Below are 23,177 nucleotides of genomic sequence, written 5' to 3'. Positions count from 1 at the left end.
GGACCTCGTACGCCGCGGGGGCCCGTCGGCGGGGGCGGTGGCGTCGGGGTCGCCGTAGTGCTCCAGGAGGGCTGTCCGCAGTCGACCGGAGGTGCTGATGGACCGGACCGACCCGGCGGCGGTGGTCTGGCGCAACCGTGCCCTGATGGTCTTCGACCGCGTCTCGGTACCGGTGGCGGTCTGCGATGTGTACGGCGCGGTCCAGCTGGCCAATCCGGCGATGGCGACGGAGTGCGGTACGACACCGGGGCGGCTGCGCGGCCGGAACGTGCTGGAGCTGTTCCGGCCGCAGGAGGCGACACAGGTCGAGCGCATCGCCGAGGCACTGCGGCTGCGGCACCGCTCGCGCTACCAGGTGTCGGTGCGCTGGCGGGCGCCCGGCGGCGAGCGCTACGGCGAGCTGACGGCGGACCCGGTGAGCGACACCGTGGAGGAGACGCCGGCCCTGCTGGTGATGCTCCGCGTCCAGGGCGAGCGCGAGCCGGTCGGCGAAGCCCCGCACGCCCGGGTCACGCCGATCGAGGCGCGCATCCTGGCGCTGCTCGCCGACGGCGCCACGACGGCACGGGCCGCCCGGGAGACGGACCTCACGGTGGACGGCGTCAACTACCCCCTGCGGCGCCTGTCGGCCCGCTGGAGCGCGGCGAACCGCACGGAGCTGGTGGCCCGCGCCTACGCGCTGGGCGTGCTCGCGACCGGGGTCTGGCCGCCGAGAGCGGTTGCCTCGGAGGGGCCGGAGTAGGCGGTGCCGGCGCCCTCCGGTGCCCCGAACCGCGCCAGGGTGTGCCACACCATCTTCAGGTCCTGGAGCTCGTGGCGTCCGGTCCTGGCGGCGTCGCCGATGATTCGCGGGTCGACACGGCCGTCGGCGGCGATCCGGGAGCCCAGTTCGGCGTACTCCTGGCCGCGGTAGTCCGCGTGGCGGCGCAGCTCCCCCACGGTGAGCCGGTAGCCGGGGTGCCACTCGACGGGGCAGGGCAGCAGACGTGCGGCGGCCTCGACGGGGGTGCCCCGATAGGCGGCGTCCAGGACGAGGGCCTCCACGTCCCGCGCGAGCACGACTCCCCCGTGGACCTGTGCCTCGATGTAGTCGTTCAGGGGGTCCTGCTCGTCGGCCTCGGCGAGTGCGACGAGGTGCGTTCCGGTGGCGACGCCGAAGTCGGTCGGCTCGGCCGCGCTGTCGGGGTAGCAGAACGTGGCCCTGGCGAGCGCCGCGGCGGTCAGGCGGAAGTGCGAGGAGCCGAAGCGCGGGGCGGCGCCGACCACCTGGTGCCGGAAGTTCAGCGCGCCGTACACGGGCCGCTCGTGGGCGGCCGCGTCGTCGTAGACCCCGCCGAAGATCCGGCTCTCCCAGCGCCAGCGGTCGCCGCCGGGGTGGGCGGTGAGGCCGCCGTTGCTGGTGCCGGTGACGAACTGGGAGTGGTACGTCCCGTCCTCGGCCAGAGCCCGCAGGATCGGGATCCCGCGCACCAGCCGGTCCGGGTGGAAGTTGAGGGTGACGCGCACCTCGGGGGCGATGGCCGGCCCCGCGGAGGCTGCTGCCACATGCCGCAGTGCCGCCCGGGCACGAAGCGACGCCCCGGGACCCTCACCGTCGATGTCGGAATTCACTGGCTCCCCCTCATGGACCCTGCCTAACCTAGCCTCGAACCTAGACCCCCTAGTTTTCGAGATCCTAGGAGCTCCCCCCATGAGATCACTCGCCGAGCAGGACATCCGCAACTCGTTTATCAACTGCTCGAAGGGAGAGGCCAAGCGCCTCCCCCTCCCCCGCGATCTCGCCGAACGCCCCTGGGACGACCTCGACTTCCTGGGCTGGCGGGATCCCGGGGCGCCCGATCGCAGCTATCTGGTGACCGAGCGGGAGGGGCGCCCGGTGGGCGTCAGTCTGCGTTTCCCGTCCTCGCGGCGCGGGTTCCTGCACCGCAGCATGTGCTCGCTGTGCCTGACGACCCATCCGGGCGGCGGCGTCTCCCTGATGACGGCCCGGAAGGCGGGCCCGGCGGGACGCGAGGGAAACTCGGTCGGCCTGTACATGTGCACCGACCTCGCCTGTTCCCTGTACGTGCGCGGCAAGAAGGCCCCGGAGGCCGGGGGCCGCTTCGAGGAGAGCCTCACCCTGGCGGAGCAGATCGCCCGGACCACGGGCAACCTGTCCGCCTTCCTCGACAAGCTGTACGTCTGACGGGGTCAGCCGCCCGTCGTCACCTGGTCCAGCGGCAGCCAGAGCGTGGTGTTCGTGGACGGGCCGACGTTCGTCTGCCGCACCCGGGTGAGTTCGGTGTTCGTCAGGGCCCGGTTCCAGACGCGGACCTCGTCGATGGCGCCGGTGAAGAACGCCCGGCTGTCCATGCGCTGACCGATGTGCACGCCGAACGGCGAGTTGCGGCTGACGGACCCGGACACGTCAGCCGTGCCGGTCGCCCGGCCGTCGATGAACAGGGTGAGCCGTCCGCCGCCGCGGCGCAGGGCGAGATGGTGCCACCGGCCGTCGTTGTGCGCGGCGGTGGTGCTCACGGACGCCGACCGCACGGTCGTCGCACCGCTGCGGACCGTCATCAGTGCGCGCACCCGGTTGCTCGCGGGTTCGCCGCGCAGCCAGAACTGGGGCTGGCTGCCACCGATACCGCCCATCCACAGCAGCGGCTGCTCGCCGGTCCGGGCGGTGTAGCGGAACCACAGGGAGGCGGTGAAGCTCTCGGTGCCGAGTTCGAGTTGCGGGCGGAACGGCAGGCGGACCGCGTCGTTGACCCCGTCGAAGGCCCTGGCGCCACCGAACACGCCGGCCGTGGGCGAGGCTCCGCCGAGGACGCTCGCGCGCTGGGCGGACGGCGCCCGGTCGGCCGTGGTCGGGTCGGGGCCGCGACGCGGCTTGAGCCATTCCTCGTTGAAGCGGGCGAAGCGGATCTCGTCCCGGGCGTCGACGGTGCCGCCCTCGTACATCAGCCCCACCACGTCGCCGCCGATGTGCACCATGTCGGAGTAGCCCGCCCAGTCCTGGGTCACGACGGTGCCGCGGTCCACGCTCTCCCAGGTGCTGCCGCCGTCGTAGGAGGAGCGGATCATCAGGGTCCGGCGGCGGTCCGGATCGCCCGGGCAGGACAGCAGCATGCGGCTGCCCAGTTGCAGCGTCGCCCCCTGGACCTGCGGAGTGTAGAGGTCGGGCAGGGGGCGGAAGCTGCTGGTGAAGCTGTCGCCGCCGTCCTGGCTGAAGGTCTGGGTGCGGTGACCGAGGTCGGTGCCGTCCTGCTCACGGCCGCTGACCAGGACGACCCCGTCGGTGCGCTCGGTGAGGGTGAGCTCGGACGGCTTCTGGTGGAAGGTGCCGCTGCCGGCCACCGGCCAGGAGTCGGTGGCGCCCCGCCGCCAGGTGGTGCCGCCGTTGTCGCTGACCATGAGCGCCGCGTGATTGACGGTGACACGACTGCCGTTCCAGGTCTCGGCGTTGACACCGAAGATCAGCCGGCCGGCGCGGCTGCCGCGGGTGAGCTGGATCCCGTGCACGGGGCCGGTGGCGTACCAGGAGTTCCAGTTCGAGGGCATGATCTGCGAGCTCAGGTCGCGCGGCCGGGTCCAGGTGCGGCCGTCGTCGTCGCTGTGCTGGAGGTGGGGGCGGCGGTTGCACGGCACGGCACAGCTGGAGCCATTCGCACTCGCCGGGTTGTGTGTCTGCGGGAGCAGGATGCGGCCGGTCCTGCGGTCGACGACCGGGGCCGGGTTGCCGTGGGTGTCGCCGGCGCCGTCGGTGACGACCCGGAGCGGTCCCCAGGTGAGTCCCCCGTCGGTCGAGCGTTTCAACACGATGTCGATGTCCCCCGCGTCGCCGCAGGTACCGTGACGGCCCTCGGCGAAGGCGAGGAGCGTGCCCTGGTTGGTCCGTACGACGGCCGGGATCCGGAAACACGCGTAACCGCCCGCGTCCTGGGACGCCCTGAAGATCACCCGCTGCTGGAACAGGGGTGCGGCCTTGGCGGGTTGGGCGTGGGCCGGGCCCGTCAGGACCACTGCGGTCGCCATGGCGATGCCCGCGGCGAGGTCGGCTCTCTGGCGGGCGCGAGACCAGGACGACATGGGGGCCCTTCCGGTTGCCTTCTGTCGGAACATCCCATGTCCAATTTATTTATTATTGTGTATTTCTGACGGAGTGACACGCCCTGGACGGAGGGGCGTGCTCCGAGTAGCCCACGCGTCGATCACCTCGGCCGCGCGATGCCGTGCGGGCCGTTCGGGTAGGCCGCGCCGCCGGCACCCGGGGCCGCCCGTCGCAGCAGCCGCGGCGCCCCGGCCACCGTGGCGGAGGTCGCTACCGTGGCCGGGATGCCGGTCGCCAGGGCGGCGAGGATGATGTACAGGGTCAGCACTGATCCGTGGGTTTTCCTCAGTTCCGGACCCGGTCGGCCGCCCGCCCCGCACGGGTGTCGACGATCACCGGCCCAGCCCCTTGCCGTGACCCGGTCGCAGCGATCAATCTGGGGTTTCTTGCGGACCGTTACGTTCCGCAAGCGGGGTGTGGGATGCGTCGGCGAAAGGGAACAGCCCGAGGATGCGTGAGGCACGTGAGGGGACGCCGCTCGGCGAGCGGCTGTCGAAGCTGCGCCGGGACCCGGTGGTGGTCCAGACGCTGCGATCGGCGGCGGCGGCGACGATCGCCTACGTCATCGCGCTGCGCCTGAGCCCGGAGGCGGCGCCGCTGACCGCGCCCCTGACCGCGCTGCTGGTCGTCCAGGTCACCTTCTACGCGACCCTCACCAACGGCATCCGCCGGGTGAACTCCGTCGTGGCCGGCGTCCTGGTGGCCATCGCCTTCAGCCTCCTGGTCGGCCTGACCTGGTGGAGCCTGGCCCTGCTGATCGTGGCCTCGCTCGCGGTAGGGCATCTCGTGCGCGTGAACGAGTACGTTCCCGAGGTGGCGATCAGCGCGATGCTGGTCCTCGGGGTCACGACGGTCGGGGACACGGCGTGGGCGCGGGTGCTGGAGACGCTGATCGGCGCGGTGGTGGGGCTCGGCTTCAATCTGCTGCTCGCGCCGCCGGTGTGGGTGGACGAGGCCGGTGAGTCGCTGGAGGACCTGGCCCGCCGGCTGCGGCAGTTGATGCTGCGCATCGGCGAGGAGGCCGCGGGCCGGCAACCCTTCGAGCAGGCCGCGGCCCGGCTGCACGAGGCACGCCGGCTCGACCACGACATCGTGGAGGTGGACGCGGCCCTCAGGCAGGCCGAGGACAGTCTGCGGCTCAATCCGCGCGTGCGCGACAGCCTGCTGCACCGCGTGGTGCTGCGCACCGGACTGGACACGCTGGAGATCTGCACCGTGGTCCTGCGGGTGCTCGCACGCACCCTCACCGACCTCACCAAGGAGCGGGAGCCGGAGCCGCTGTTCACGAAGGAGACGGGCGCCGTCCTGGAGCAGCAGCTGTCGGAGATCGCCGACGCGGTGGTCAGCTTCTCGGTGCTGGTCACCACGCATGTCAGCACCAATGCCGACGCCGCGGAGACCCGGCTGTCGGCGGAGCTGCGCACGGCGGCCGGCACCCGCGACAAGCTCGCTCTGCTGCTGCGCGAGGAGGCCGACCGCGACGCGGAGCACTGGCAGTTGCTCGGTGCCCTCCTGACCGAGGTGAACCGCATGATCGACGAGCTCGACACCGAGCACCGCTCGCGGCGGCTGCTGGAGGAGCTGGACCGGGTGTCCCAGGAGCAGCGGGTGCGGATGCCGGGGCTGACCCGGCTGCGGGAGCGCATGGGCGTCCAGGAGCAGCTGTGGCGGAACCGTACCGGCATGGGCGGGCGTTCTCGCTAGGGCAAGGCGGGAATTCGACGACAGGACCAGGGGGCGCTGGCCGATGGCCGACACGACCGTACGGATCGACGGAAACACCCTGCGGCTGCCGGGCGGTGTGGCGGTGCGGTTCATCCGTACGCTGCGGCTGCCCGAGTCGGGGACGCATCCGCTGCCACCGGGGCTCGGCGAGTTCCCGGTCCGGCGGGTGGCGGACTTTCCCGACACAGTCCCCGAGGCATGGCTGGCGCGGGGCGGGGTGATGCTGCCGGTGTATCTGCGTGAGGCGATGTGGCTGAGCTTCGGGGGCACGACGGAGCCGGCCGCCCTCCAGGTCGGAGTGGGCAAGGTGTGCGCGGTCTCGGGGAAGCCGTGGAGCGACCGGCTCACCCGCGAGCCGCAGAACTATGTCGTGCTGCCCCGCCAGCCCTGGCTGGACGGCATCAACTCCGGAAAGGGCACGGTCCGCCAGTTCGTGGCGGTGCCGCTGGGGCTGGGCGCGACCGTCGAGGGCCAGGTCACCGGCGAGGAGGTCTGGGGCGGCGTACAGCTGCAGACCTTCCCGCTCAGCGAGCCCCGGCTCGCGCAGTGGCGGGAGGAGGAGCGTCGCCGCGCGGAGCGGGCGCGGGCGACGCCGCAGTTCGGCGGCTACGGCGCCGCGATGCCCATGGCCGCCCCGCCCGCCCCCGGCTCGGTCCCGGCACCGGCCGCCGCGCCGGCGGGCGGGGCGCCCCGGGCCGCGGCGGCGATGGGGCTGGGTGTCGGCGGTTCGATGCGCCAGGAGGTCTACCAGGACGACCGCCCGCTCAAGGACTGGGCCGAACGGCCCGGCGGGCGGGTGTTCGTCCATCTCGTGACACCGCCGGAGTGGCGCCGGATCACCGGTGAGGCTCCCCCGCCGTCGCCGGTCGACCGTGCGGCGTACACGCGCGCGGGGCTGCCCTGGTTCGACTACTACGACCAGGACGCCGACGACCTCGCCCCCACCGGCACGCTGGAGGCGGTCAAGCCGGTCGGCGACTGGCTGGGCGACGACCACGAGCCCTGGCAGGCTCCCGAGCCGGGCCAGGTCACGCCGCTCAAGGACGCGCAGGGCAAGCCGGTGGAGGACGGCGACTGGTAGGCCGCCGCGGCAACTGACCTACAAGCGACCCGCTATTGCGCAGGATGCAACACCCGTTGCTCTTCTTGCGCTCGGCGGGTGATCCAAGCCAAGGTTGCTGTCGCGACCACGACGACCGACGACCTGAGGTGTGGACATGGGCAGTGGTGGGCTGAGCAGGCGCCGATTCGTCGGAAGCCTCGCGGGATCGGCCGCCGGTGCGACACTCCCGGCGGCCACGGGCTGCGACGACGCACCCGCCCCCGCGGACACGGACGGCGCGCGGACCTCCGCGGCGCCGACCGGCCCCGAGACCCGTCCGAGCGCCCAGACCGAGAACAGCGAGCCGTCCGGCCCGCGCCCCCTCTACCTCGGCACCTACACCTCCGTGCAGGGCGGTGGAAAGGGCATCGGCCTCGCCACGTACGACCCGGCCACGGGTCGCGTCACCGGCACCGGGACGATCAAGGACGTCGGCGACCCCTCGTATCTGGCGCTGCACCCGGACGGCCGGACGCTGTACGCGGTCGACGAACGCGAGGACGGCGCCGTGACCGCCGTACGCCTCGCCGACCGCGAGGTTCTGGGGAGCCGGAGCACCGGCGGGGCGGCGCCCTGCCATCTGTCGGTGCATCCGAGCGGACGCTGGCTGCTGAGCGCCAACTACGGGACGGGCAGCGTGGCCGTGCATCCGATCGACGCCTCGGGCGCGCTCGGCGAGCGGACCGAGCTGGTTGCGCACGACAGCCCGGCGCCCGGACCGGGCCAGGAGGGCCCGCACGCCCACCAGGTGGTCACCAGCCCCGACGGCGGCCATGTGCTCGCCGTCGACCTGGGCACGGACACCGTGTACACCTACCGCCTCGACCAGAAGACGGGCACGCTCAGCGAGGTCGCGCGGGCGGGGACCGAGCCGGGCGCGGGTCCGCGTCATCTCACCTTCCACCCCGGCGGCCGGTACGCGTATCTGGCCAACGAGGTCGACAACAGCGTCGCGGTCTGCGCCTACGACCCCGGCACGGGCCGGCTGAGCATCGGCGCCGAGCAGGACACGGGCACGGGCACGGGCACCAGCTATCCGGCGCAGATCGTGGTGACACCGGACGGCCGCTTCGCCTATCTCGCCAACCGGGGCCACAACAGCCTCGCGCGCTACGCGGTGGAGGCGAAGGGCGCCCGGCTCAGGCTGCTCGACACCGTGCCGGTGTCCGGGGACTTCCCGCGGCAGATCGCCCTCTCGCCGGACGGCGCGCTACTGTTCGCGGCGAACCAGCGGTCGAGCACCGTGAGCGTCTTCCAGGTGGATGCGAGCAGCGGTGAACTGCGGCTCGCGGGTGAGCCGTTCGCGTCACCCGTCGCCGTCTGCGCGCTGCCGCTGTAGGGCGCGTGGGCAGGAGGCGGCGCTGGCCTGGGAGAGCAGGACGTGCATGCGCTCGGTGAGCTGTGCGACGTCGTCGGCGGGCCGGTGGAACGGCAGCCGTACGTCGCCGTGGGAGCGGGCGCGCTCGATGCGCAGGGTGAGTCCGTGCCGGTCGACGGCGAGCGGCTGGACGCGGACGGCCCCGTACAGACTGTCGGGGTCGACGAGACGGGTGAGCCGTTCGACGGCGTCCGGGTGGCAGTCGGCGAGGTGGGTGAGCAGCCGGGCCTCGGCGGTGGCCAGCGGGTCGGGCGCGGCCTCGGCGAACTCGTCCAGGTCGACGACGACCGCCCCGGACGGCCGGCGCAGCACCACACGCGTCGCCCGGAAGGCGAGTTTGCCGTCCTCGGGGGTGAACCAGCCGGACATCCACAGCCGGGTGCGGATCCGCTTGCGCACGGGAACGGGGGCGACGTCGGCGAACTCCAGGACGGCCGAGGGCTCTCCGCGGGGCGCGCAGATCGCCGCCGTGACGAGCACACTGTCCTCCGGTACCTCCAGCAGGACACGACCGTCCTCGGTCACGGTGTGCGCGCCCACGAGTTCCTCGCGGCAGCTCTCCGCGGTCACTCCGCAGGACCACGCGCCGGCGAGCACCGACCGGGCTTGTTCCGCCGCGGAAGGCGCGGCCGTCCAGGCTTGGCTGTCACCCATCCCATACCTCCTTAGGTAAGCCTTGCCTAACCTATCGAAGATCGAGCCGCACGCCAACCAGGCCGGGCGATGCCGTGCGATCTCTTTGCGGGAGTTCAGGGTGCGATGACGCCCAGAAGGGCGCGGGCGCACAGGTCGCGCACCTGCTCCCGGGAGAGGTCCGCGCCCCTCAGCCACTCAAGACAGACAGCGGTGGTGAACGCCAGCCAGCCCCGTACGGCGATGTGCACGTCCGGGCGGCCCTCGAAGACCGGCCCGAACTCGGGGTCCGCCGCCATCGCCGCCAGGATCTGCTTCTCCTGCGCGGCCAGGGCCCGTTGATAGACCTTGCGCACGGCCTGGTCGCCGGCGGCGTCGGCGCGATGGAAGGCGCGGTAGCCGTGGGCGTGTGCCTGGACGTACTCCAGGAACGTGTCGAGGCTCGCGCCGAGCTGATCGCGCACCGGAACGCCGGGCACGGCGGCCGTCATCCGCAGCATGCGCTCGCTCTCGCGCTCGACGACGGCCGCGAAGAAGTCACGCTTGGTCGGGAAGTAGTGGTAGAGCAGCCCGCGGGAGACTCCGGCGATCTCAGCGACCTGCTCGATCCACACGTCGTCGTACGGACTCTCCGAGAACAACCGCGCCCCGACCGCGAGGAGCTGCTCACGGCGCTCCTCGGTGCTGAGCCGGCGGCGTGTGCGCCCACCCTGGTTCGCGGCCATGCCCGCACTTTACTTGACGTGGATTCAACAGCAGGACCAGACTGAAACGCGTTATTGAACCCACGTACAACGAGCTCAACCTGCCGCTGGTGCAAGGGAGATCGCGTCATGGCGGAGACGACGACCGGGACCGGGCTGCCGAAGGGGTTCCGCAGCGCCGAACAGGGCTGGCCGGAGCTGTTCCGCATACCCCATCCGCCCAACCGGCTGCCGCTGCTCGGCGATGTGCTGGGCGCCAACCGGCGTACGCCGCTGCAGGACTCCCTGCGGTTCGCCCGGGAGTTGGGGCCGATCTTCCGGCGCCGGGCGTTCAACAGGGAGTTCGTGTTCGTGTGGGGCGCCGACCTGGCGGCCGACATGGCGGACGAGTCCCGCTTCGCCAAGCATGTCGGGCTCGGCATCGCCAATCTGCGGCCGGTCGTCGGGGACGGGCTGTTCACTGCGTACAACCACGAACCGAACTGGCAGTTGGCGCACGACGTGCTGGCGCCCGGGTTCAGCCGCGAGGCCATGGCCGGCTACCACCCGATGATGCTGGAAGTGGCCGACCGGCTCATGGAGCACTGGGACCGCGCGCTCGCGGCGGGGCGGTCCGTGGACGTGCCCGGGGACATGACCAAGCTGACCCTGGAGACCATCGCGCGCACCGGGTTCGGGCACGACTTCGGCTCCTTCGAGCGGTCCCGTCCGCACCCCTTCGTCACGGCGATGGTCGGCACGCTGACCTACGCCCAGCGACTCAACACCGCCCCGGCGCCGTACCTGCTCCGACGGGCCGCGCGGCGCAACCAGGCCGACATCGCCCACCTCAACCGCACGGTCGACGACCTGGTCCGCGCCCGTCGCGCGGACGGACCCGGGGACGGGGACCTGCTGGACCGGATGCTTCGGACGGCCCATCCCGAGACGGGCGAGCGGCTGTCCGCGCAGAACGTCCGCCGGCAGGTGATCACCTTCCTGGTCGCCGGCCACGAGACCACCTCGGGCGCGCTCTCCTTCGCCCTGCACTACCTCTCCCGGCACCCGGACCTCGCGGCCCGCGCCCGCGCCGAGGTCGACCGCGTCTGGGGCGACACCCCCGCGCCCGGCTACGACCAGGTGGCCCGGCTGCGGTACGTGCGCCGCATCCTCGACGAGTCGCTGCGGCTGTGGCCGACGGCGCCCGCCTTCGCCCGGGAGGCCCGCGAGGACACCGTGCTCGGCGGCGTCCATCCGATGCGGCGGGGCGCCTGGGCGCTGGTGCTCACGGCGATGCTGCACCGCGACCCGCAGGTGTGGGGTGCGGACGCGGAGGAGTTCGACCCGGACCGCTTCGACCCGCAGGCCGTCCGGACGCGTGCACCGCACACCTTCAAACCGTTCGGAACGGGTGCGCGGGCCTGCATCGGCCGTCAGTTCGCGCTGCACGAGGCCACGCTGGTGCTCGGTCTGCTGCTGCGCCGCTACGAGTTCCTGGGCGACCCGGACTACCGGCTGCGGGTGACGGAGCGGCTGACGCTGATGCCTGAGGGGCTGCGGCTGCGGCTGGAGCGCCGCTCCCCCGCCGGCGCCACACCGGAGGCTGCCGTCGAGCCGGAGTCCTCAGAACTGCGCTGTCCAGTGCGCGGGGCGAGCGACTGAGGCGGGCAGCCGGGTGCCCGCGCTGCCGCGGGCCGCGTTCAGCTGGGGCTGGGTGAGGAAGAAGGCGCCCGTCAGATCGGCGTCCGTGAGGTCGGTGTCGCGCAGGTCGGCACCGATGAGGTCCGCCCCGCGCAGATCGGCTCCGGTCAGATCGGCGGCGATCAGATAGGCGCCCCGCAGGTTCGCGCCGCGCAGGTCGGCGCCCTTGAGCCGGGCCCCCATCAGGTCCGCGCCCCGGCGGTTCTTCTTTCGGCCGCCGGTGCCCGCCCGCGCCAGCTCGCTGGTCTTCAGCAGGAGCACGCTGACCTCCTGCCGGTGCGCGGCGACGTCCAGGGCGGCGAGCTCCTCCGGGGTGCCGCGGGTGAGCTCCTCGGTCGCCGCCAGGAGCCCCCGCAGCTCGGCGTGGAGCGGGCGGGCCGCGGGCAGGGTGAGGGCCTCGGTCAGGTACCAGAGCAGTTCGTGGAGCTGCCGGACGACCGGGAAGACGTCGAACATCCGCCGGGCGTGCTCGCGGGAGCCGCCGCGCCAGCCCTTCCCGGCGAAGGTGACCTGCGAGACCTTCTGCCCGGCGCCGAAGCAGTCGTAGACCGTGCAGCCGCTGAAACCGCTCTGCCGCAGGCGGGCGTGGATGCCGCACCGGTGGTCGTCCTGGAGGTTGCGGCAGGGGGTCCCGGCGTCCTTGTTCAGCGCGAAGTCCGCCGAGGCGGTGAAGGGCAGTGCGACACAGCACAGCCCGAAGCAGTTCGCGCAGTCTCCGCGCAGGTCGGCGAGGTCGCCGGGGTGATCTTGCATGCCCTCAAGCCTAATGTCCGCTCCGGAGCGAAAACTCACCGATGAATTTCCCGCGCTGTGGGGGTCCTCTCATACAGCGGAAAACAACCTCGGCTATCACTGAGACAGCAGCCGACGGAAACAGGAGCAGCGCCCCATCGACCACACCCAGGAGAGTCGTCATGTGCAGTCACCGGCCCCCGTGCCCCACCGCCGACAGCCCGCAACATCACTCCGCCGTGATCGTGTCGGCCCACCCCGAGCAGGGCTGGAGCCTGCTGTGCAACGGCACCATCGTCTTCGACGACACCGGTGAGCTCCTCCCGGACGGGCGCGTGGTGAGCCCGCACCGTACGGTCGGCCCGCTCGCCGTCGCCGCCTGAATCAGCCGCCGAGGTCGGGCAGTTCGAGCGCGCCGAGCCGCTCCGGGTCCGCCAGGATGAACATCCGCGTGATGCGCCCGCCCTCGATTGTGACGGCCATGACGGACTGCGGCTGCCCCTCGGGCGCGTGCACGATCCCGATCTCCCCGTTGACCAGAGCGAACCGCGCGTACCGCGCGAACCGAGCGAACAGCAGCGCCTGCTCGGCCACCGGCTTCGCACCGCGCACCACCTTGGACGCCGCCGCGCCCCGGACCAGCGGCCCGGAGTCGGCCCGCAGCACGACATCGGGGTCGAGGACCGCGAGCAGCGCCTCGAAGTCACCCGCGCGGGAGGCGGCCATGAACGCGTCGAGGACCTGCCGCTGCCTGCCGAGGTCGGGCTCGGTCGACGGCGTGGCACCCTTCACCCGGCGCCGGGCACGGCTGGCGAGCTGCCGGGTTGCTGCCGAGGAGCGCTCCACGACCGGCGCGATGTCGTCGAACGGCACCGCGAACATGTCGTGCAGCACGAACGCGATCCGCTCGGCCGGCTCCAGCGTCTCCAGCACCACCAGCAGGGCCAGACCCACCGAGTCGGCCTGGAGCACCTCCTGCTCGGGGTCGATCCGCGACAGGGGCCGGATGACGGGGTCGGGCACGAAGGTGTCGTCCAGCGGCTCCTCGTGGCGGCGGGTGCGGGAGCGCAGCAGGTCCAGGCAGACCCGGCCGACGACGGTGGTCAGCCAGCCGCCGAGATTGACGATGCCGTCCGCGTCGGTCCGGCTCAGCTTCAGCCAGGTCTCCTGGACAGCGTCCTCCGCCTCGGCCAGTGAGCCGAGCATGCGGTAGGCGACCGCCTTCAGCCGGCCGCGGTGCTCCTCGAAGCGGTCCGCCAGCACTTCCGTGTCCGTCACCGTGCCCCCGTCTCCTCCATCGGCCGCGGCCGGTCGGCCTACCTGCTGAACAGCTCGAACGCCACGGCCGGCTTGCCGCCGAACCGCTCCCCCGTCGTCTCGGCGTGCCCCGTCAGAAAGCCGCGGACGTACGTCTCCGGATCCTCGTCCGTCAACACCTCGATGTAGGTGCGGTGTTCGAGCAGCGAGTGCACCGCGCGCTCCAGGCCCGGCGTCGCGTCGACCGCGTGCGTGGGCGAGCTGGAACCGGCGACGGCGACCCAGCGGACGCCGTTCCACGGCTCGAGGCCCTGCTCGACGAGCTCGGGGAAGATCCAGCGGTTGCCCGCGTCCCCGGCCGCGTCCAGCGTCGCGCGGCCGACGGCGACATGGTCCGGAGTGTTCCAGGCGACACCGCCCCAGGTGTCCCGGTGGTTGAGGGTGATCACCAGCTCGGGGCGGTGGCGGCGGATCGCGGCGGCGATGTCGCGGCGCAGGGCCGTGCCGTACTCGATCACGCCGTCCTGGTGGTCGAGGAACTCCACCGCGCTCACACCGACCACCGCCGCGCCGGCCCGCTGCTCACGCTCGCGCAGCGGGCCGCACTCGGCGGGGGCGATGGTGTCGATGCCGGCCTCGCCGCGGGTCGCCAGGACGTAGGTGACCTCGCGGCCGGCGTCGGTCCAGGCGGCGATCGCCGCCGAGCAGCCGTACTCCAGGTCGTCCGGGTGCGCGACGACGGCGAGCGCGCGCTGCCAGTCGTCCGGCATGGGCTGGAGCTGAGTGATCGTCGGCTCGGTCATGCCCGCACCCTAACCCGTGACCCTGACATCACGCTTCGTCACGGGTGAGCGCGAGCAGCCGGTCCAGGACCCGGGGGCCGCCGGCCCGTACGCCGTCGTGCTCGAACTCGTCGGTGACCCAGGTGCGCAGTCCGCGGATCGCGCGGGCCGTGGCGAGGGAGTGGGCCGTGTCGACGTACATGTCGTCGTGGTAGACGGCCGCCGCGACCGGCACCTCGTTGGCGGCGAGCCGCGCCGGGTCGTACAGGGGCGTCCAGTCGGTGCGGGCGGCGAGGAGGTCGGCGGTCTCACGCAGCGGGCGCAGCGCCGGGTCGCAGTCGAACATCCAGGGGTGGATGGTCTCGCCGGTGAACAGCAGCGGCCCGTCGCCCGCGAGCGTCTTGGCCGCGTCGAACTGCGGGAACTCGGCGCGCACCCGCTCGGCGGACCAGGCGGTGGCGCGGGCGTCCTGGCCGTAGATCGCCTCGTGGACGAGGGCGTACAGCGGGTGGCCCGCGTACGACAGCAGGCCCTGGACCTCCTCCTGGAAGGCGTCCGAGAGGGCCGGGCCCTGCGGGGTGCGGACGAAGGCGTCCTCCAGGAGGTAGTGCAGGCGGTGGCTGCCCTCGCTGCCGCCGAGGACGATGCCGAGGGACTGGAAGGCCTCGGCGGTGAGGCGGTAGCCGTTCGGCAGGACCACCTCGTGGGCGAGGAGGTGGTCGGCGATCCGGCGGGCGCGCTCGACGTCCTGCGGGTAGCGGGCGTAGTGCGCGGCGACCTTGCGCTCGATGCGCGGATAGGCGGCGCGGTAGACGTCGTCGGCGTGCGCGTCGAGGGAGGGCAGGCCGCCGGTGACGATCGCGGCGGTCAGGCCCTCGGGGGCGGCGGAGAGGTAGTTGACCGTGCAGAAGCCGCCGAAGCTCTGGCCCAGGACGGTCCAGGGGGCACCGCCCGTCACCTCGCGGCGGATCGCCTCGCAGTCGCGGACGATCGAGTCGGCGCGGAAGTGCGTGAGGTAGTCGGCCTGGGCGGCGGGGCCGCCGCGCAGCGGGAGTGTCTGGCGGTTGGCGGGTGTGGAGTGCCCGGTGCCGCGCTGGTCCAGCAGCAGGACGCGGAACTCCTTCAGCGCGCGGCCGAGCCAGGCGCCCTTGCCGACGAATCGGTTCGCCCCGAAGCCGGGGCCGCCCTGGAGATAGACCAGCCACGGCAGTTCCTGGTGCGCCTTGTCGCCCGCGACGACCTCACGGGCGTAGAGCCCGATCGTCTCCCCCGCCGGGTCGTCGTGGTCGAGGGGCACGGTGAAGTGGCGGTCGGTGAGGACGACGCCGGGCTGGCGGTAGCTGACGGTCAACAGGGCTCCCGGGACGGAGGGTTTTCTGGCCGCGTCCCAGTTCAGCACATGTTCGTCCGCCGACCGAGCCCCGGGATCATGAAATCGTACTGAACGGCCGATCAGCGGGCCGAGAGACTGGAGCGCCGGACCACCAGCTCCGGCTGGAGGACGACCCTGCGGTGCTCGTGCCTCTTCCCCCCGGTCTCCGCCTCCGTCTCCTCCAGCAGCATCTCCGCCGCGAGGGTGCCCATGGTGACGGCGGGCTGGCGGACGGAGGTGAGGGGGACGGCGGCCGCGGCGGCGAACTCGATGTCGTCGTAGCCGACGATGGCCAGGTCGTCGGGGACGCCGACGCCCGCCGCGTACATGGCCTGGAGCACGCCGAGGGCGAGCAGGTCGTTGGCGCAGAAGACCGCGGTGGGGCGCTCGGCGAGGCCGAGCAGGCGGGCGCCGGCGTCCCGGCCCGCGGCGACGTCGAGCCGCTCGGTGGGCAGCTCGCGCAGGTTCTCGGGGCCGAGGCCGGCCTCCCGCAGCGCGTTCAGCGCACCGGTGCGCCGGTCGCGAACCTGGTTGAGGCCGGGGGGGCCGCTGACGTACGCGATGGAGCGGTGCCCGGCGTCCACGAGGTGGCGTACGGCCAGCGCGCCGCCCGCGACGTCGTCGACGGAGACCGAGCACTCGGTGGCGCCCTCGGCGACCCGGTCGACGAGAACGAAGGGGATGCCGTGCCGCCGGAACGTCTCGATGTTGCGGCCGGTGGCGTCGGCCGGGGTCAGCAGGACGCCCCGCACCCGCTGCTCGGCGAAGAGCGACAGGTACTCGGCCTCCTCACCGGCGCTCTGCGCGCTGTTGCAGACCATCACGCCGAGCCCGGCGCCCCGTGCGGTCCGCTCGGCGCCGCGCGCCACGTCGACGAAGAAGGGGTTGCCCATGTCCAGGACGAGCAGGCCCATGATCCGGCTGCGGCCGGCGCGCAGCTGGCGCGCGGACTCGCTGCGGACATAGCCCAGCCGGTCTATCGCGGACTGCACCCGCGCCCGGGTCTCGGTCGCGACCGAGTCCGGACGGTTGATGACGTTCGAGACCGTGCCTACGGAGACTCCGGCGGCGCGGGCGACGTCCTTGATACCCACCGACTGGGCCATCGGTCAGGGACCTCCAGGAAGACTCGGGACAGCGTGGGTACGGCGGGAAGGAACATTACCGTCAAGCCGCCCACAACGGCTGCGATCAGGCAGGCAGGCGGAAGTTGAGGTTACGCAGCGCCGACGGCGTGGTACCGCTGGACCTCTCCTGGTACATGATCGACAGGAAGTCGTCCTGCCCGACGCGCGTCTCGTCGATCACGACCTCGCCGAAGGCGTTCAGCCCGGCGGTGACGCCGTCGTACAGCACGGTCCAGTCCGTGTACCCGGAGGACTTGGAGGCGCCGGCGATCCGGCAGTACGGGAAGATCGCGTAGGCGTTGTCGTACCTGTCCAGGATCAGCTTGGTGCGCTGGCTGGAGTTCAGCGGAACCGGGATCTCCGTCTTCTGCCAGGCGCCGGAGGAGTACTTGCGGACGTGGAAGGCGCGGCCGTTCGCCGTGCGGTCGGCGACGTAGTTCGTGGTGCACTGCCCGAACCGGCCCGGGACGTAGCTGATGATCGCGTGCGGCAGGCCGGCGGAGTCGGTGAACTGACTCTCCTGGTTCATCAGGGAGTGGTCGGGGTTCAGCGCGTCGATCACCAGTCCGCCGTCGGTGACGGCGACCTTGTCGGAGCCGCCGGTGGTGCCGACGACGGTGCCGGCGTCGTTGCGCCAGGTGCGGCCGCGGTCGTCGGAGTAGACGTAGCCGGTGTCGTGGTTGGTGATGCCGCCGCCGGAGCACATCACGGCGCCGTTCTGCTCGCGCCAGGTGAAGAAGGAGTGCAGCCGGCCGTTCCGGTCGTAGTCGATGCCGTGCAGGTACATGTTGCGAGCGGTCGAGGAGCCGTGCTCGCTCGTGTACGTCCCTGCGGAACTGCTCCACTCGCCGAGCGCGGTCCAGGCCGAACCGTCGTACTCGGCGAGGGCGTTGCGGCCGTTGCCGGAGACGGCGACGCGGTAGCTGAGCTGGAGCCTGCCCTCGGGGGTGGCCACGAACTGCGGGTAGGTGAACTGCGAGGTGAGCGCGAGCCCGTCCAGGGTGGACCGGGGTGCGCCGAAGCGGCTCGCGGTCCAGCTCAGGCCGGCCGGGTTGTCCATCAGCCCGGCGACCGACTTGACGTAGGTGAAGCCGTCGCTGTGCGAGTCCATGTTGAGGTGGAGACGGCCGTCGGTCCTGGAGACGCCCATGGAGATGACGTTGTGGGAGTCGTCGTAGCGCAAGGTGTGACCGACCCTGACCGTGGACCAGGTCGTGGTGCCGAGGGCGCGGCGGCCGACGACGGCGTTTCGGTCGGCGGTGTACCAGACGGCGTACTGGTGGCCCTTGTAGGTCAGCAGGCCGTTCTTCTGGAAGGCGTTGTTGTTGACCAGGCCGTCGTACGACACGAAGTAGATGGCCTGGGTGTCGAGGGTGGTGGTGCCGGTCAGGGTGAGGGAGGGGCCGGGGTCGGCGGCGCGGGCGGTGCCGGAGGCGAGGGCGGGGGTCGCGACGGCTCCGGCGAGTGCGGCGCCCAGCAGGGTGCGTCTGTTCATCTCGGGGGACTCCATGGTCGGCGCGGAGGGGCGGTTCAGGCGAGGTGGAACACTTCCGTGAGCGGTTTCATGGCCTCGTCGGGGCGTGCGCCGTCCAGCGACTCGAAGAACGGCGCCATCTCCGCCTGCCAGCGGGCGTTGACGTCGGTGGCTTCCATGCCGGTCACGGCGGCCGCGAAGTCCTCGGTCTCCAGGTAGCCGACGAGCAGACCGTCGTCACGCAGGAAGAGCGAGTAGTTGCGCCAGCCGGTGGCCGAGAGCGCCTGAAGCATCTCGGGCCACACGGCCGCGTGCCGTTCGCGGTACTCGTCGAGGCGCTCCGCCCTGACCTTCAGCAGGAAGCACACGCGCTGCATCAACGACCCTCCGGATGTCAGAAGTTGAACTGGTCGATGTTCTCGGCGTCGAAGACGGTCGGCTTGCCGAGGCTGATCACGCCGTCCTTGCCGACGGTGTACGTGGTCTCGCCGGCCTTGAAGCTCTCGCCCTCCTTGCCGGTGATCTGCCCGGACACCAGGGCGACGGCGGCGCGGGCGGCCAGGTCGCCGAGCTTGGCCGGGTCCCACAGCTCGAAAGCCTCGACGGTGCCGTTCTTGACGTACTTGCGCATGTCGTTGGGGGTGCCGAGGCCGGTCAGCCTGACCTTGCCCTTGTACTTGGAGCCCGACAGGTACTGGGCGGCGGCCTTGATGCCGACGGTGGTCGGGGAGATGATCCCCTTCAGGTTCGGGTACTCCTGGAGCAGGCCCTGGGTCTGCTGGAAGGACTGCTGGGCGTCGTCGTTGCCGTACGCGACCTTGACGAGCTTCATGTCCTTGTACTTGGGGTCCTTGAGCTCGTCCTTCATGAAGTCGATCCAGGTGTTCTGGTTCGTCGCGGTCTGCGCGGCGGACAGGATCGCGATCTCGCCCTTGTAGCCGATCTGTTCGGCGAGCAGCTGCACCTCGGTGCGGCCGAGGTCCTCGGCGGAGGCCTGCGAGACGAAGGCGTTGCGGCAGTCGGCGGTGGTGTCGGAGTCGTAGGTGACGACCTTGATGCCGTTCTTCATGGCCTGCTTGAGCGCGGTGCACAGGGCGCCCGGGTCCTGTGCGGAGACGGCCATCGCGTCGACTTGCTGCTGGGTCAGCGTGTTGACGTAGCTGACCTGCCCGGCGGTGTCGGTGGCGCTGCTCGGACCGACCTCCTTGTAGCTGGAGCCCAGCTCCTTCAGGGCCGCCTCGCCGCCCTTGTCGGCGGAGGTGAAGTAGGGGTTGTTGACCTGCTTGGGCAGGAAGCCGACGGTCAGCCCCTTCTTCAGCTCGGCGTTCGGGTCGGCCTTGCCGGCGGTGGCGGCGGAGGCGCCCTCGTTCTTGACGTCCTCCTTGGTGGTGCCGCCGCAGGCGGTGAGGGCGAGAGCGAGCGAGGTGGCGGCGGCGAGGGCCGCTGAGGCGCGGCGGAGGGATGACTTGCGCATCGTGGGAGTCCTTTGCGAAGAAGGGCTGGGTTACGAGGTGGGAGTCGAGGCGGCTCTGCGGCCCGCCCTCGCCACGGAGATCTGCCGTGCGACCCGGGGGCCGAGCACGGACAGCACGAGCAGGACGCCGGTGACGACGATCTGCGACTGGGCGGAGACGTCCTGGAGGCTCATGACGTTCTGCAAGGCCCCCAGCAGGAACACCCCGGCGACGGCACCGCCCAGCGTGCCCTTGCCGCCGTCGAAGTCGATGCCGCCGAGCAGCACGGCGGCCACGACGGAGAGTTCGAGCCCCGTGGCGTTGTCGTAGCGGGCGCTGGCGTAGTGCAGCGCCCAGAAGATGCCGGTGAGGGAGGCCATCAGCCCGGTCACCGTGAACAGGATCAGCTTCTGCCGCTTGACCCGGATGCCGGCGAACCGCGCCGCCTCCTCGCTCGCCCCGGTCGCGAAGACCGACCGCCCGAACGGCGTCGCGTGCAGCGCGACCACGGCGATGGCGAGCAGGACGAGGAAGGGCAGGAATGCGTACGGAATGAACGTGTCGCCGATCCGTCCCGCCGCGAAGTCCAGGTACTGGGCCGGGAAGTCGGTCACCGCGTCCGATCCGAGCACGATCTGCGCGATGCCCCGGTAGGCGGCGAGCGTGCCGATCGTGACGGCGAGGGACGGCAGGCCGAGCCTCGTCACCAGGAGCCCGTTGATCAGACCGCACACCACACCGAGCAGGAGGCAGATCGGAATGATCGTCTCGATCGTCATGCCCTGGTTCCACAGCGCACCCATCACGGCGCCCGAGAGCCCCGCGGTCGACGCGACCGAGAGGTCGATCTCGCCCGAGACGACGAGCAGGGTCATCGGCAGGGCGACCAACGCGATCGGAAGGGTGTTTCCGATCAGGAACGACAGGTTGAGAGCGTTGCCGAAGCCGTCGACCGTGCCGAAGGACAGCAGGAGCACGACGATCAGCAGGGCGCCGACCACCGTGTCCCAGCGGACGGCGCGCGCGAGCGAGAAGTCAGCCATGGCGGGCGTTCCTCTTCTTCAGGGCGTTGGCCACGCGCAGCGCGACGATCCGGTCGACCGCGATGGCGAGGATGAGCAGGATGCCGTTGATGGCGAGCACCCAGACGGAGCTGACGCCGAGGGCGGGCAGCACACTGTTGATGGAGGTCAGCAGCAGCGCCCCGAGGGCCGCGCCGTAGACGCTGCCGGAGCCGCCGGTGAAGACGACACCGCCGACCACCACGGCGCTGACGACGGTGAGTTCGTAGCCGTTGCCGGTCCCGGAGTCGACGTTGCCGAACCGGGCGAGGTACAGGGCGCCCGCGAGTCCGGCCAGCGCACCGCAGAAGGTGTACGCGGCCAGGATCCGCTTGCGCACCGGGATGCCGGCGAGGCGGGCGGCCTCCGGGTTGGAGCCGAGGGCGTACAGCTCGCGGCCGCTGCCGAAGTGCCTGAGGTAGTACGCGGTCGCCACCAGCACGGCGAGGGCGATCAGTGCCGGCCAGGGCACCGCGGAGATGCCGCCGGAGCCGAAGTCGACGAAGCCGTCGGGGAGGTCGGCCGCGGTGATCTGGCGGGAACCGACCCAGATGGAGTCGATGCCGCGGATGATGTAGAGCGTGCCGAGGGTGACGACGAGCGCGGGCACCTGGCCGAGGCTGACGAGCAGGCCGTTCAGCAGACCGAAGCCGATGCCCGTCAGTACGGCGAGCAGTACGGCCACGACCGGGTTGCCGCCGCCCTGGAGGAACGTGCCGGCGGCGAAGGCGCTGATGCCGAGGGTGGAGCCGACCGACAGGTCGACGTTGCGCGTGATCACCACGAGGGACTGGCCGGTGGCGACCAGGACGAGGATCGTCGCGTTCAGGAGCAGGTCCTTGATGCCCTGCTCGGTGAGGAACTCGCTGTTGCCGAGCTGGGTGACGACGATCATCACCACGAAGACGGCCAGGATGGCGAGTTCGCGCATCTTGAAGACGCGGTCGACGAGGCGGGTGCCGCTGGACTTGGGTACGTCGGTCACGGGAGCCCCGTGCGGAGTGACGACCGTCATGCGGCGGCCCTCCCGGTGGCTGCGGCCATCACGGTTTCCTCGGTGGCTTCGGAGCGCGGGATCTCGGCGGTGAGGCGGCCCTCGTGCATCACGAGCACGCGGTCGGCCATGCCGAGGACCTCGGGCAGGTCGGAGGAGATCATCAGGACGGCCACGCCGTCGGCGGCCAACTCGCCGAGCAGCCGGTGCACTTCGGCCTTCGTGCCGACGTCGATGCCCCGGGTGGGTTCGTCGACGATGAGCACCTTGGGGCCGGTGGCCAGCCACTTGGCGAGGACGACCTTCTGCTGGTTGCCGCCGGAGAGCGTGTTGACCGTGTCGGCGATCCGGGCGTACTTGACCTGGAGCCTGACGGCCCAGTCGAGGGAGCGGCTGCGTTCGGCGCCGCGGTCCATGAGCCCCGCCCGCACCGTCGTACGCAGTCCGGTGAGGCCGATGTTGCGCTCGATGGACATGTCCATCACCAGGCCCTGGGCGCGCCGGTCCTCGGGGACGAGGGCGAGGCCGCGGGCCATGGCGGTGGAAGGGGCGCCGTTCATGAGCGCCTTGCCGCCGACGGTGACCTCGCCGGCGTCCCAGCGGTCGATGCCGAACACGGCCCGGGCGACCTCCGTGCGGCCGGCGCCGACGAGTCCGGCGAGGCCGACGATCTCACCGCGCCGTACGTCGAAGGAGACGTCGGTGAAGACGCCCTCGCGGGTCAGCCGGCGCACGCTCAGGGCGACTTCGCCGGGCCTGACGTCCTGCTTGGGGTACAGCTCGTCCAGGTCGCGGCCGACCATCCGGCGCACGAGGTCGTCCTCGGTCATGCCGTCCAGCGGTTCGCTCGCGATCCAGGCGCCGTCGCGCAGGGTCGTCACCCGCCGGCAGATCCGGAAGATCTCCTCCAGGCGGTGGGAGATGAACAGGACGGCGGCGCCCTGTTCGCGCAGGGTGCGTACGACGCCGAAGAGGCGGGCGACCTCGCTGCCGGTGAGGGCGGCGGTCGGCTCGTCCATGATCAGGACGCGGGCGTCGAAGGACAGCGCCTTGGCGATCTCGACGATCTGCTGGTCGGCGATGGACAGGCCGCGCGCGGGGCGGTCGGGGTCGAGTTCGACGCCGAGCCGGGTCATCAGTGCCAGCGTCGCGGTGTGCGTGGCCTTGTGGTCGATCCGGCCGAGGGCACGTCGTGGCTGACGACCCATGAAGATGTTCTCGGCGATCGACAGGTCGGGGAAGAGGGTCGGCTCCTGGTAGATCACGGCGATGCCGGCGTCGCGGGCGTCGCCGGGGCCGTGGAAGACGACCGGTGCGCCGTCGAGCAGCACCTGGCCCGCGTCGGGCCGGTGCACGCCGGCGAGCGTCTTGATCAGGGTCGACTTGCCCGCGCCGTTCTCGCCGGCGAGGGCGTGCACCTCCCCGGGGAACAGCTCCAGGGAGACGTCCCGCAGGGCGCGGACCGCGCCGAAGGACTTGGAGACGTCCCTGAGCGCCAGAACCGGGGCCGGACCCGTGGTGGACGGGTGGGTCATGGGGGCTCCTCGACGACGCCGGCGGGACGGGCCTCTCGGCGTCGTGAAAGGTTTCAACTGGGTTGCCGGGACGT

The 23,177-nt window shown here is 71.7% G+C and carries 23 protein-coding genes; 7 read left to right on the top strand and 16 right to left on the bottom strand.

Annotated elements, in window-relative coordinates:
* Positions 1-97: 97 nt before the first annotated feature.
* Positions 98-742 carry a PAS domain S-box protein gene (locus ACIRD7_RS07220; RefSeq protein WP_403450876.1) on the top strand — a complete coding sequence of 215 codons (645 nt, stop codon included), beginning with the start codon at positions 98-100 and terminating at the stop codon, positions 740-742.
* Here ACIRD7_RS07220 and ACIRD7_RS07215 read toward each other — a convergent pair.
* Positions 673-1,545 (bottom strand): DUF3626 domain-containing protein, encoded by an 873-nt coding sequence (locus ACIRD7_RS07215; protein WP_403450873.1) that lies wholly within the window; start codon positions 1,543-1,545, stop codon positions 673-675. The two genes, ACIRD7_RS07220 and ACIRD7_RS07215, sit on opposite strands and share 70 nt — an antisense overlap.
* Before the next feature lie 145 nt (positions 1,546-1,690).
* Here ACIRD7_RS07215 and ACIRD7_RS07210 point away from each other — a divergent pair, with 145 nt between their 5' ends.
* Positions 1,691-2,185: an FBP domain-containing protein gene (locus tag ACIRD7_RS07210; protein WP_403450871.1), complete on the top strand. Its 495-nt coding sequence runs from the start codon at positions 1,691-1,693 to the stop codon at positions 2,183-2,185.
* Positions 2,186-2,190: 5 nt separating this feature from the next.
* Here the strand turns inward: ACIRD7_RS07210 and ACIRD7_RS07205 are convergent, their stop codons facing one another.
* Positions 2,191-4,071 (bottom strand): exo-alpha-sialidase, encoded by a 1,881-nt coding sequence (locus ACIRD7_RS07205; protein ID WP_403450868.1) that lies wholly within the window; start codon positions 4,069-4,071, stop codon positions 2,191-2,193.
* Between the two features lie 122 nt (positions 4,072-4,193).
* Complete coding sequence (locus ACIRD7_RS07200; protein WP_403450866.1) at positions 4,194-4,361, bottom strand: hypothetical protein; 168 nt, start codon at positions 4,359-4,361, stop codon at positions 4,194-4,196.
* A 182-nt stretch (positions 4,362-4,543) separates the two neighbouring features.
* Between ACIRD7_RS07200 and ACIRD7_RS07195 the strand changes: the two genes are divergently transcribed.
* From ACIRD7_RS07195 to ACIRD7_RS07185, 3 genes are all read left to right on the top strand, one after another.
* Positions 4,544-5,797 (top strand): aromatic acid exporter family protein, encoded by a 1,254-nt coding sequence (locus ACIRD7_RS07195; protein WP_403450863.1) that lies wholly within the window; start codon positions 4,544-4,546, stop codon positions 5,795-5,797.
* A 43-nt stretch (positions 5,798-5,840) separates the two neighbouring features.
* Complete coding sequence (locus ACIRD7_RS07190; protein ID WP_403450860.1) at positions 5,841-6,899, top strand: hypothetical protein; 1,059 nt, start codon at positions 5,841-5,843, stop codon at positions 6,897-6,899.
* A 136-nt stretch (positions 6,900-7,035) separates the two neighbouring features.
* The gene (locus ACIRD7_RS07185) at positions 7,036-8,259 is read left to right on the top strand and encodes a lactonase family protein (protein ID WP_403450857.1); all 1,224 of its coding nucleotides are present in this window, start codon (positions 7,036-7,038) and stop codon (positions 8,257-8,259) included.
* Here ACIRD7_RS07185 and ACIRD7_RS07180 read toward each other — a convergent pair.
* Positions 8,227-8,952: a DUF2470 domain-containing protein gene (locus ACIRD7_RS07180; RefSeq protein ID WP_403450854.1), complete on the bottom strand. Its 726-nt coding sequence runs from the start codon at positions 8,950-8,952 to the stop codon at positions 8,227-8,229. The two genes, ACIRD7_RS07185 and ACIRD7_RS07180, sit on opposite strands and share 33 nt — an antisense overlap.
* 95 nt (positions 8,953-9,047) lie before the next feature.
* A complete protein-coding gene (locus ACIRD7_RS07175; RefSeq protein WP_403450851.1) occupies positions 9,048-9,656 on the bottom strand; it encodes a TetR/AcrR family transcriptional regulator in 609 nt (202 codons plus the stop codon).
* 108 nt (positions 9,657-9,764) lie between these two features.
* Between ACIRD7_RS07175 and ACIRD7_RS07170 the strand changes: the two genes are divergently transcribed.
* Complete coding sequence (locus ACIRD7_RS07170; RefSeq protein WP_403450848.1) at positions 9,765-11,276, top strand: cytochrome P450; 1,512 nt, start codon at positions 9,765-9,767, stop codon at positions 11,274-11,276.
* On the opposite strand, the gene ACIRD7_RS07165 is transcribed toward ACIRD7_RS07170, so the two are convergent.
* A complete protein-coding gene (locus ACIRD7_RS07165) occupies positions 11,238-12,068 on the bottom strand; it encodes a pentapeptide repeat-containing protein (protein ID WP_403450846.1) in 831 nt (276 codons plus the stop codon). The genes ACIRD7_RS07170 and ACIRD7_RS07165 overlap by 39 nt on opposite strands.
* Positions 12,069-12,229: 161 nt before the next feature.
* On the opposite strand from ACIRD7_RS07165, the gene ACIRD7_RS07160 reads away from it, so the two are divergent.
* The gene (locus tag ACIRD7_RS07160) at positions 12,230-12,430 is read left to right on the top strand and encodes a DUF5999 family protein (protein WP_403450843.1); all 201 of its coding nucleotides are present in this window, start codon (positions 12,230-12,232) and stop codon (positions 12,428-12,430) included.
* Position 12,431: 1 nt separating this feature from the next.
* On the opposite strand, the gene sigJ is transcribed toward ACIRD7_RS07160, so the two are convergent.
* The 10 genes from sigJ to ACIRD7_RS07110 form a co-directional block, all read right to left on the bottom strand.
* Positions 12,432-13,325, bottom strand: a complete 894-nt coding sequence (gene sigJ, locus ACIRD7_RS07155) for an RNA polymerase sigma factor SigJ (protein ID WP_403450840.1) — start codon at positions 13,323-13,325, stop codon at positions 12,432-12,434.
* A gap of 38 nt (positions 13,326-13,363) precedes the next feature.
* The gene (locus ACIRD7_RS07150; RefSeq protein WP_403450837.1) at positions 13,364-14,107 is read right to left on the bottom strand and encodes a PIG-L deacetylase family protein; all 744 of its coding nucleotides are present in this window, start codon (positions 14,105-14,107) and stop codon (positions 13,364-13,366) included.
* A 28-nt stretch (positions 14,108-14,135) separates the two neighbouring features.
* Positions 14,136-15,437, bottom strand: coding sequence for an alpha/beta fold hydrolase (locus ACIRD7_RS07145; RefSeq protein WP_403450834.1), 1,302 nt, complete (start codon positions 15,435-15,437; stop codon positions 14,136-14,138).
* A gap of 101 nt (positions 15,438-15,538) precedes the next feature.
* Complete coding sequence (locus tag ACIRD7_RS07140) at positions 15,539-16,564, bottom strand: LacI family DNA-binding transcriptional regulator (protein WP_403450831.1); 1,026 nt, start codon at positions 16,562-16,564, stop codon at positions 15,539-15,541.
* Between the two features lie 85 nt (positions 16,565-16,649).
* The gene (locus ACIRD7_RS07135; protein WP_403450829.1) at positions 16,650-18,080 is read right to left on the bottom strand and encodes a BNR repeat-containing protein; all 1,431 of its coding nucleotides are present in this window, start codon (positions 18,078-18,080) and stop codon (positions 16,650-16,652) included.
* A gap of 35 nt (positions 18,081-18,115) precedes the next feature.
* Positions 18,116-18,436: an L-rhamnose mutarotase gene (locus ACIRD7_RS07130; RefSeq protein WP_403450826.1), complete on the bottom strand. Its 321-nt coding sequence runs from the start codon at positions 18,434-18,436 to the stop codon at positions 18,116-18,118.
* A 17-nt stretch (positions 18,437-18,453) separates the two neighbouring features.
* Positions 18,454-19,533, bottom strand: coding sequence for a rhamnose ABC transporter substrate-binding protein (gene rhaS, locus ACIRD7_RS07125; protein ID WP_403450823.1), 1,080 nt, complete (start codon positions 19,531-19,533; stop codon positions 18,454-18,456).
* A gap of 30 nt (positions 19,534-19,563) precedes the next feature.
* Positions 19,564-20,556 carry an ABC transporter permease gene (locus ACIRD7_RS07120; RefSeq protein WP_403450820.1) on the bottom strand — a complete coding sequence of 331 codons (993 nt, stop codon included), beginning with the start codon at positions 20,554-20,556 and terminating at the stop codon, positions 19,564-19,566.
* Complete coding sequence (locus ACIRD7_RS07115; RefSeq protein ID WP_403450817.1) at positions 20,549-21,589, bottom strand: ABC transporter permease; 1,041 nt, start codon at positions 21,587-21,589, stop codon at positions 20,549-20,551. The genes ACIRD7_RS07120 and ACIRD7_RS07115 overlap by 8 nt, the downstream gene beginning before the upstream one ends.
* Positions 21,586-23,103 carry a sugar ABC transporter ATP-binding protein gene (locus ACIRD7_RS07110; protein WP_403450814.1) on the bottom strand — a complete coding sequence of 506 codons (1,518 nt, stop codon included), beginning with the start codon at positions 23,101-23,103 and terminating at the stop codon, positions 21,586-21,588. Before ACIRD7_RS07110 ends, ACIRD7_RS07115 begins: the two co-directional genes overlap by 4 nt.
* Between the last annotated feature and the right edge of the window lie 74 nt (positions 23,104-23,177).

It is taken from the genome of Streptomyces sp. NPDC093568 (genome assembly GCF_044764945.1).
Classification (GTDB): Bacteria; Actinomycetota; Actinomycetes; order Streptomycetales; family Streptomycetaceae; genus Streptomyces.
Note: the sequence above shows the minus strand (reverse complement) of the source record. Positions and strands in the feature narration are given on the sequence as shown.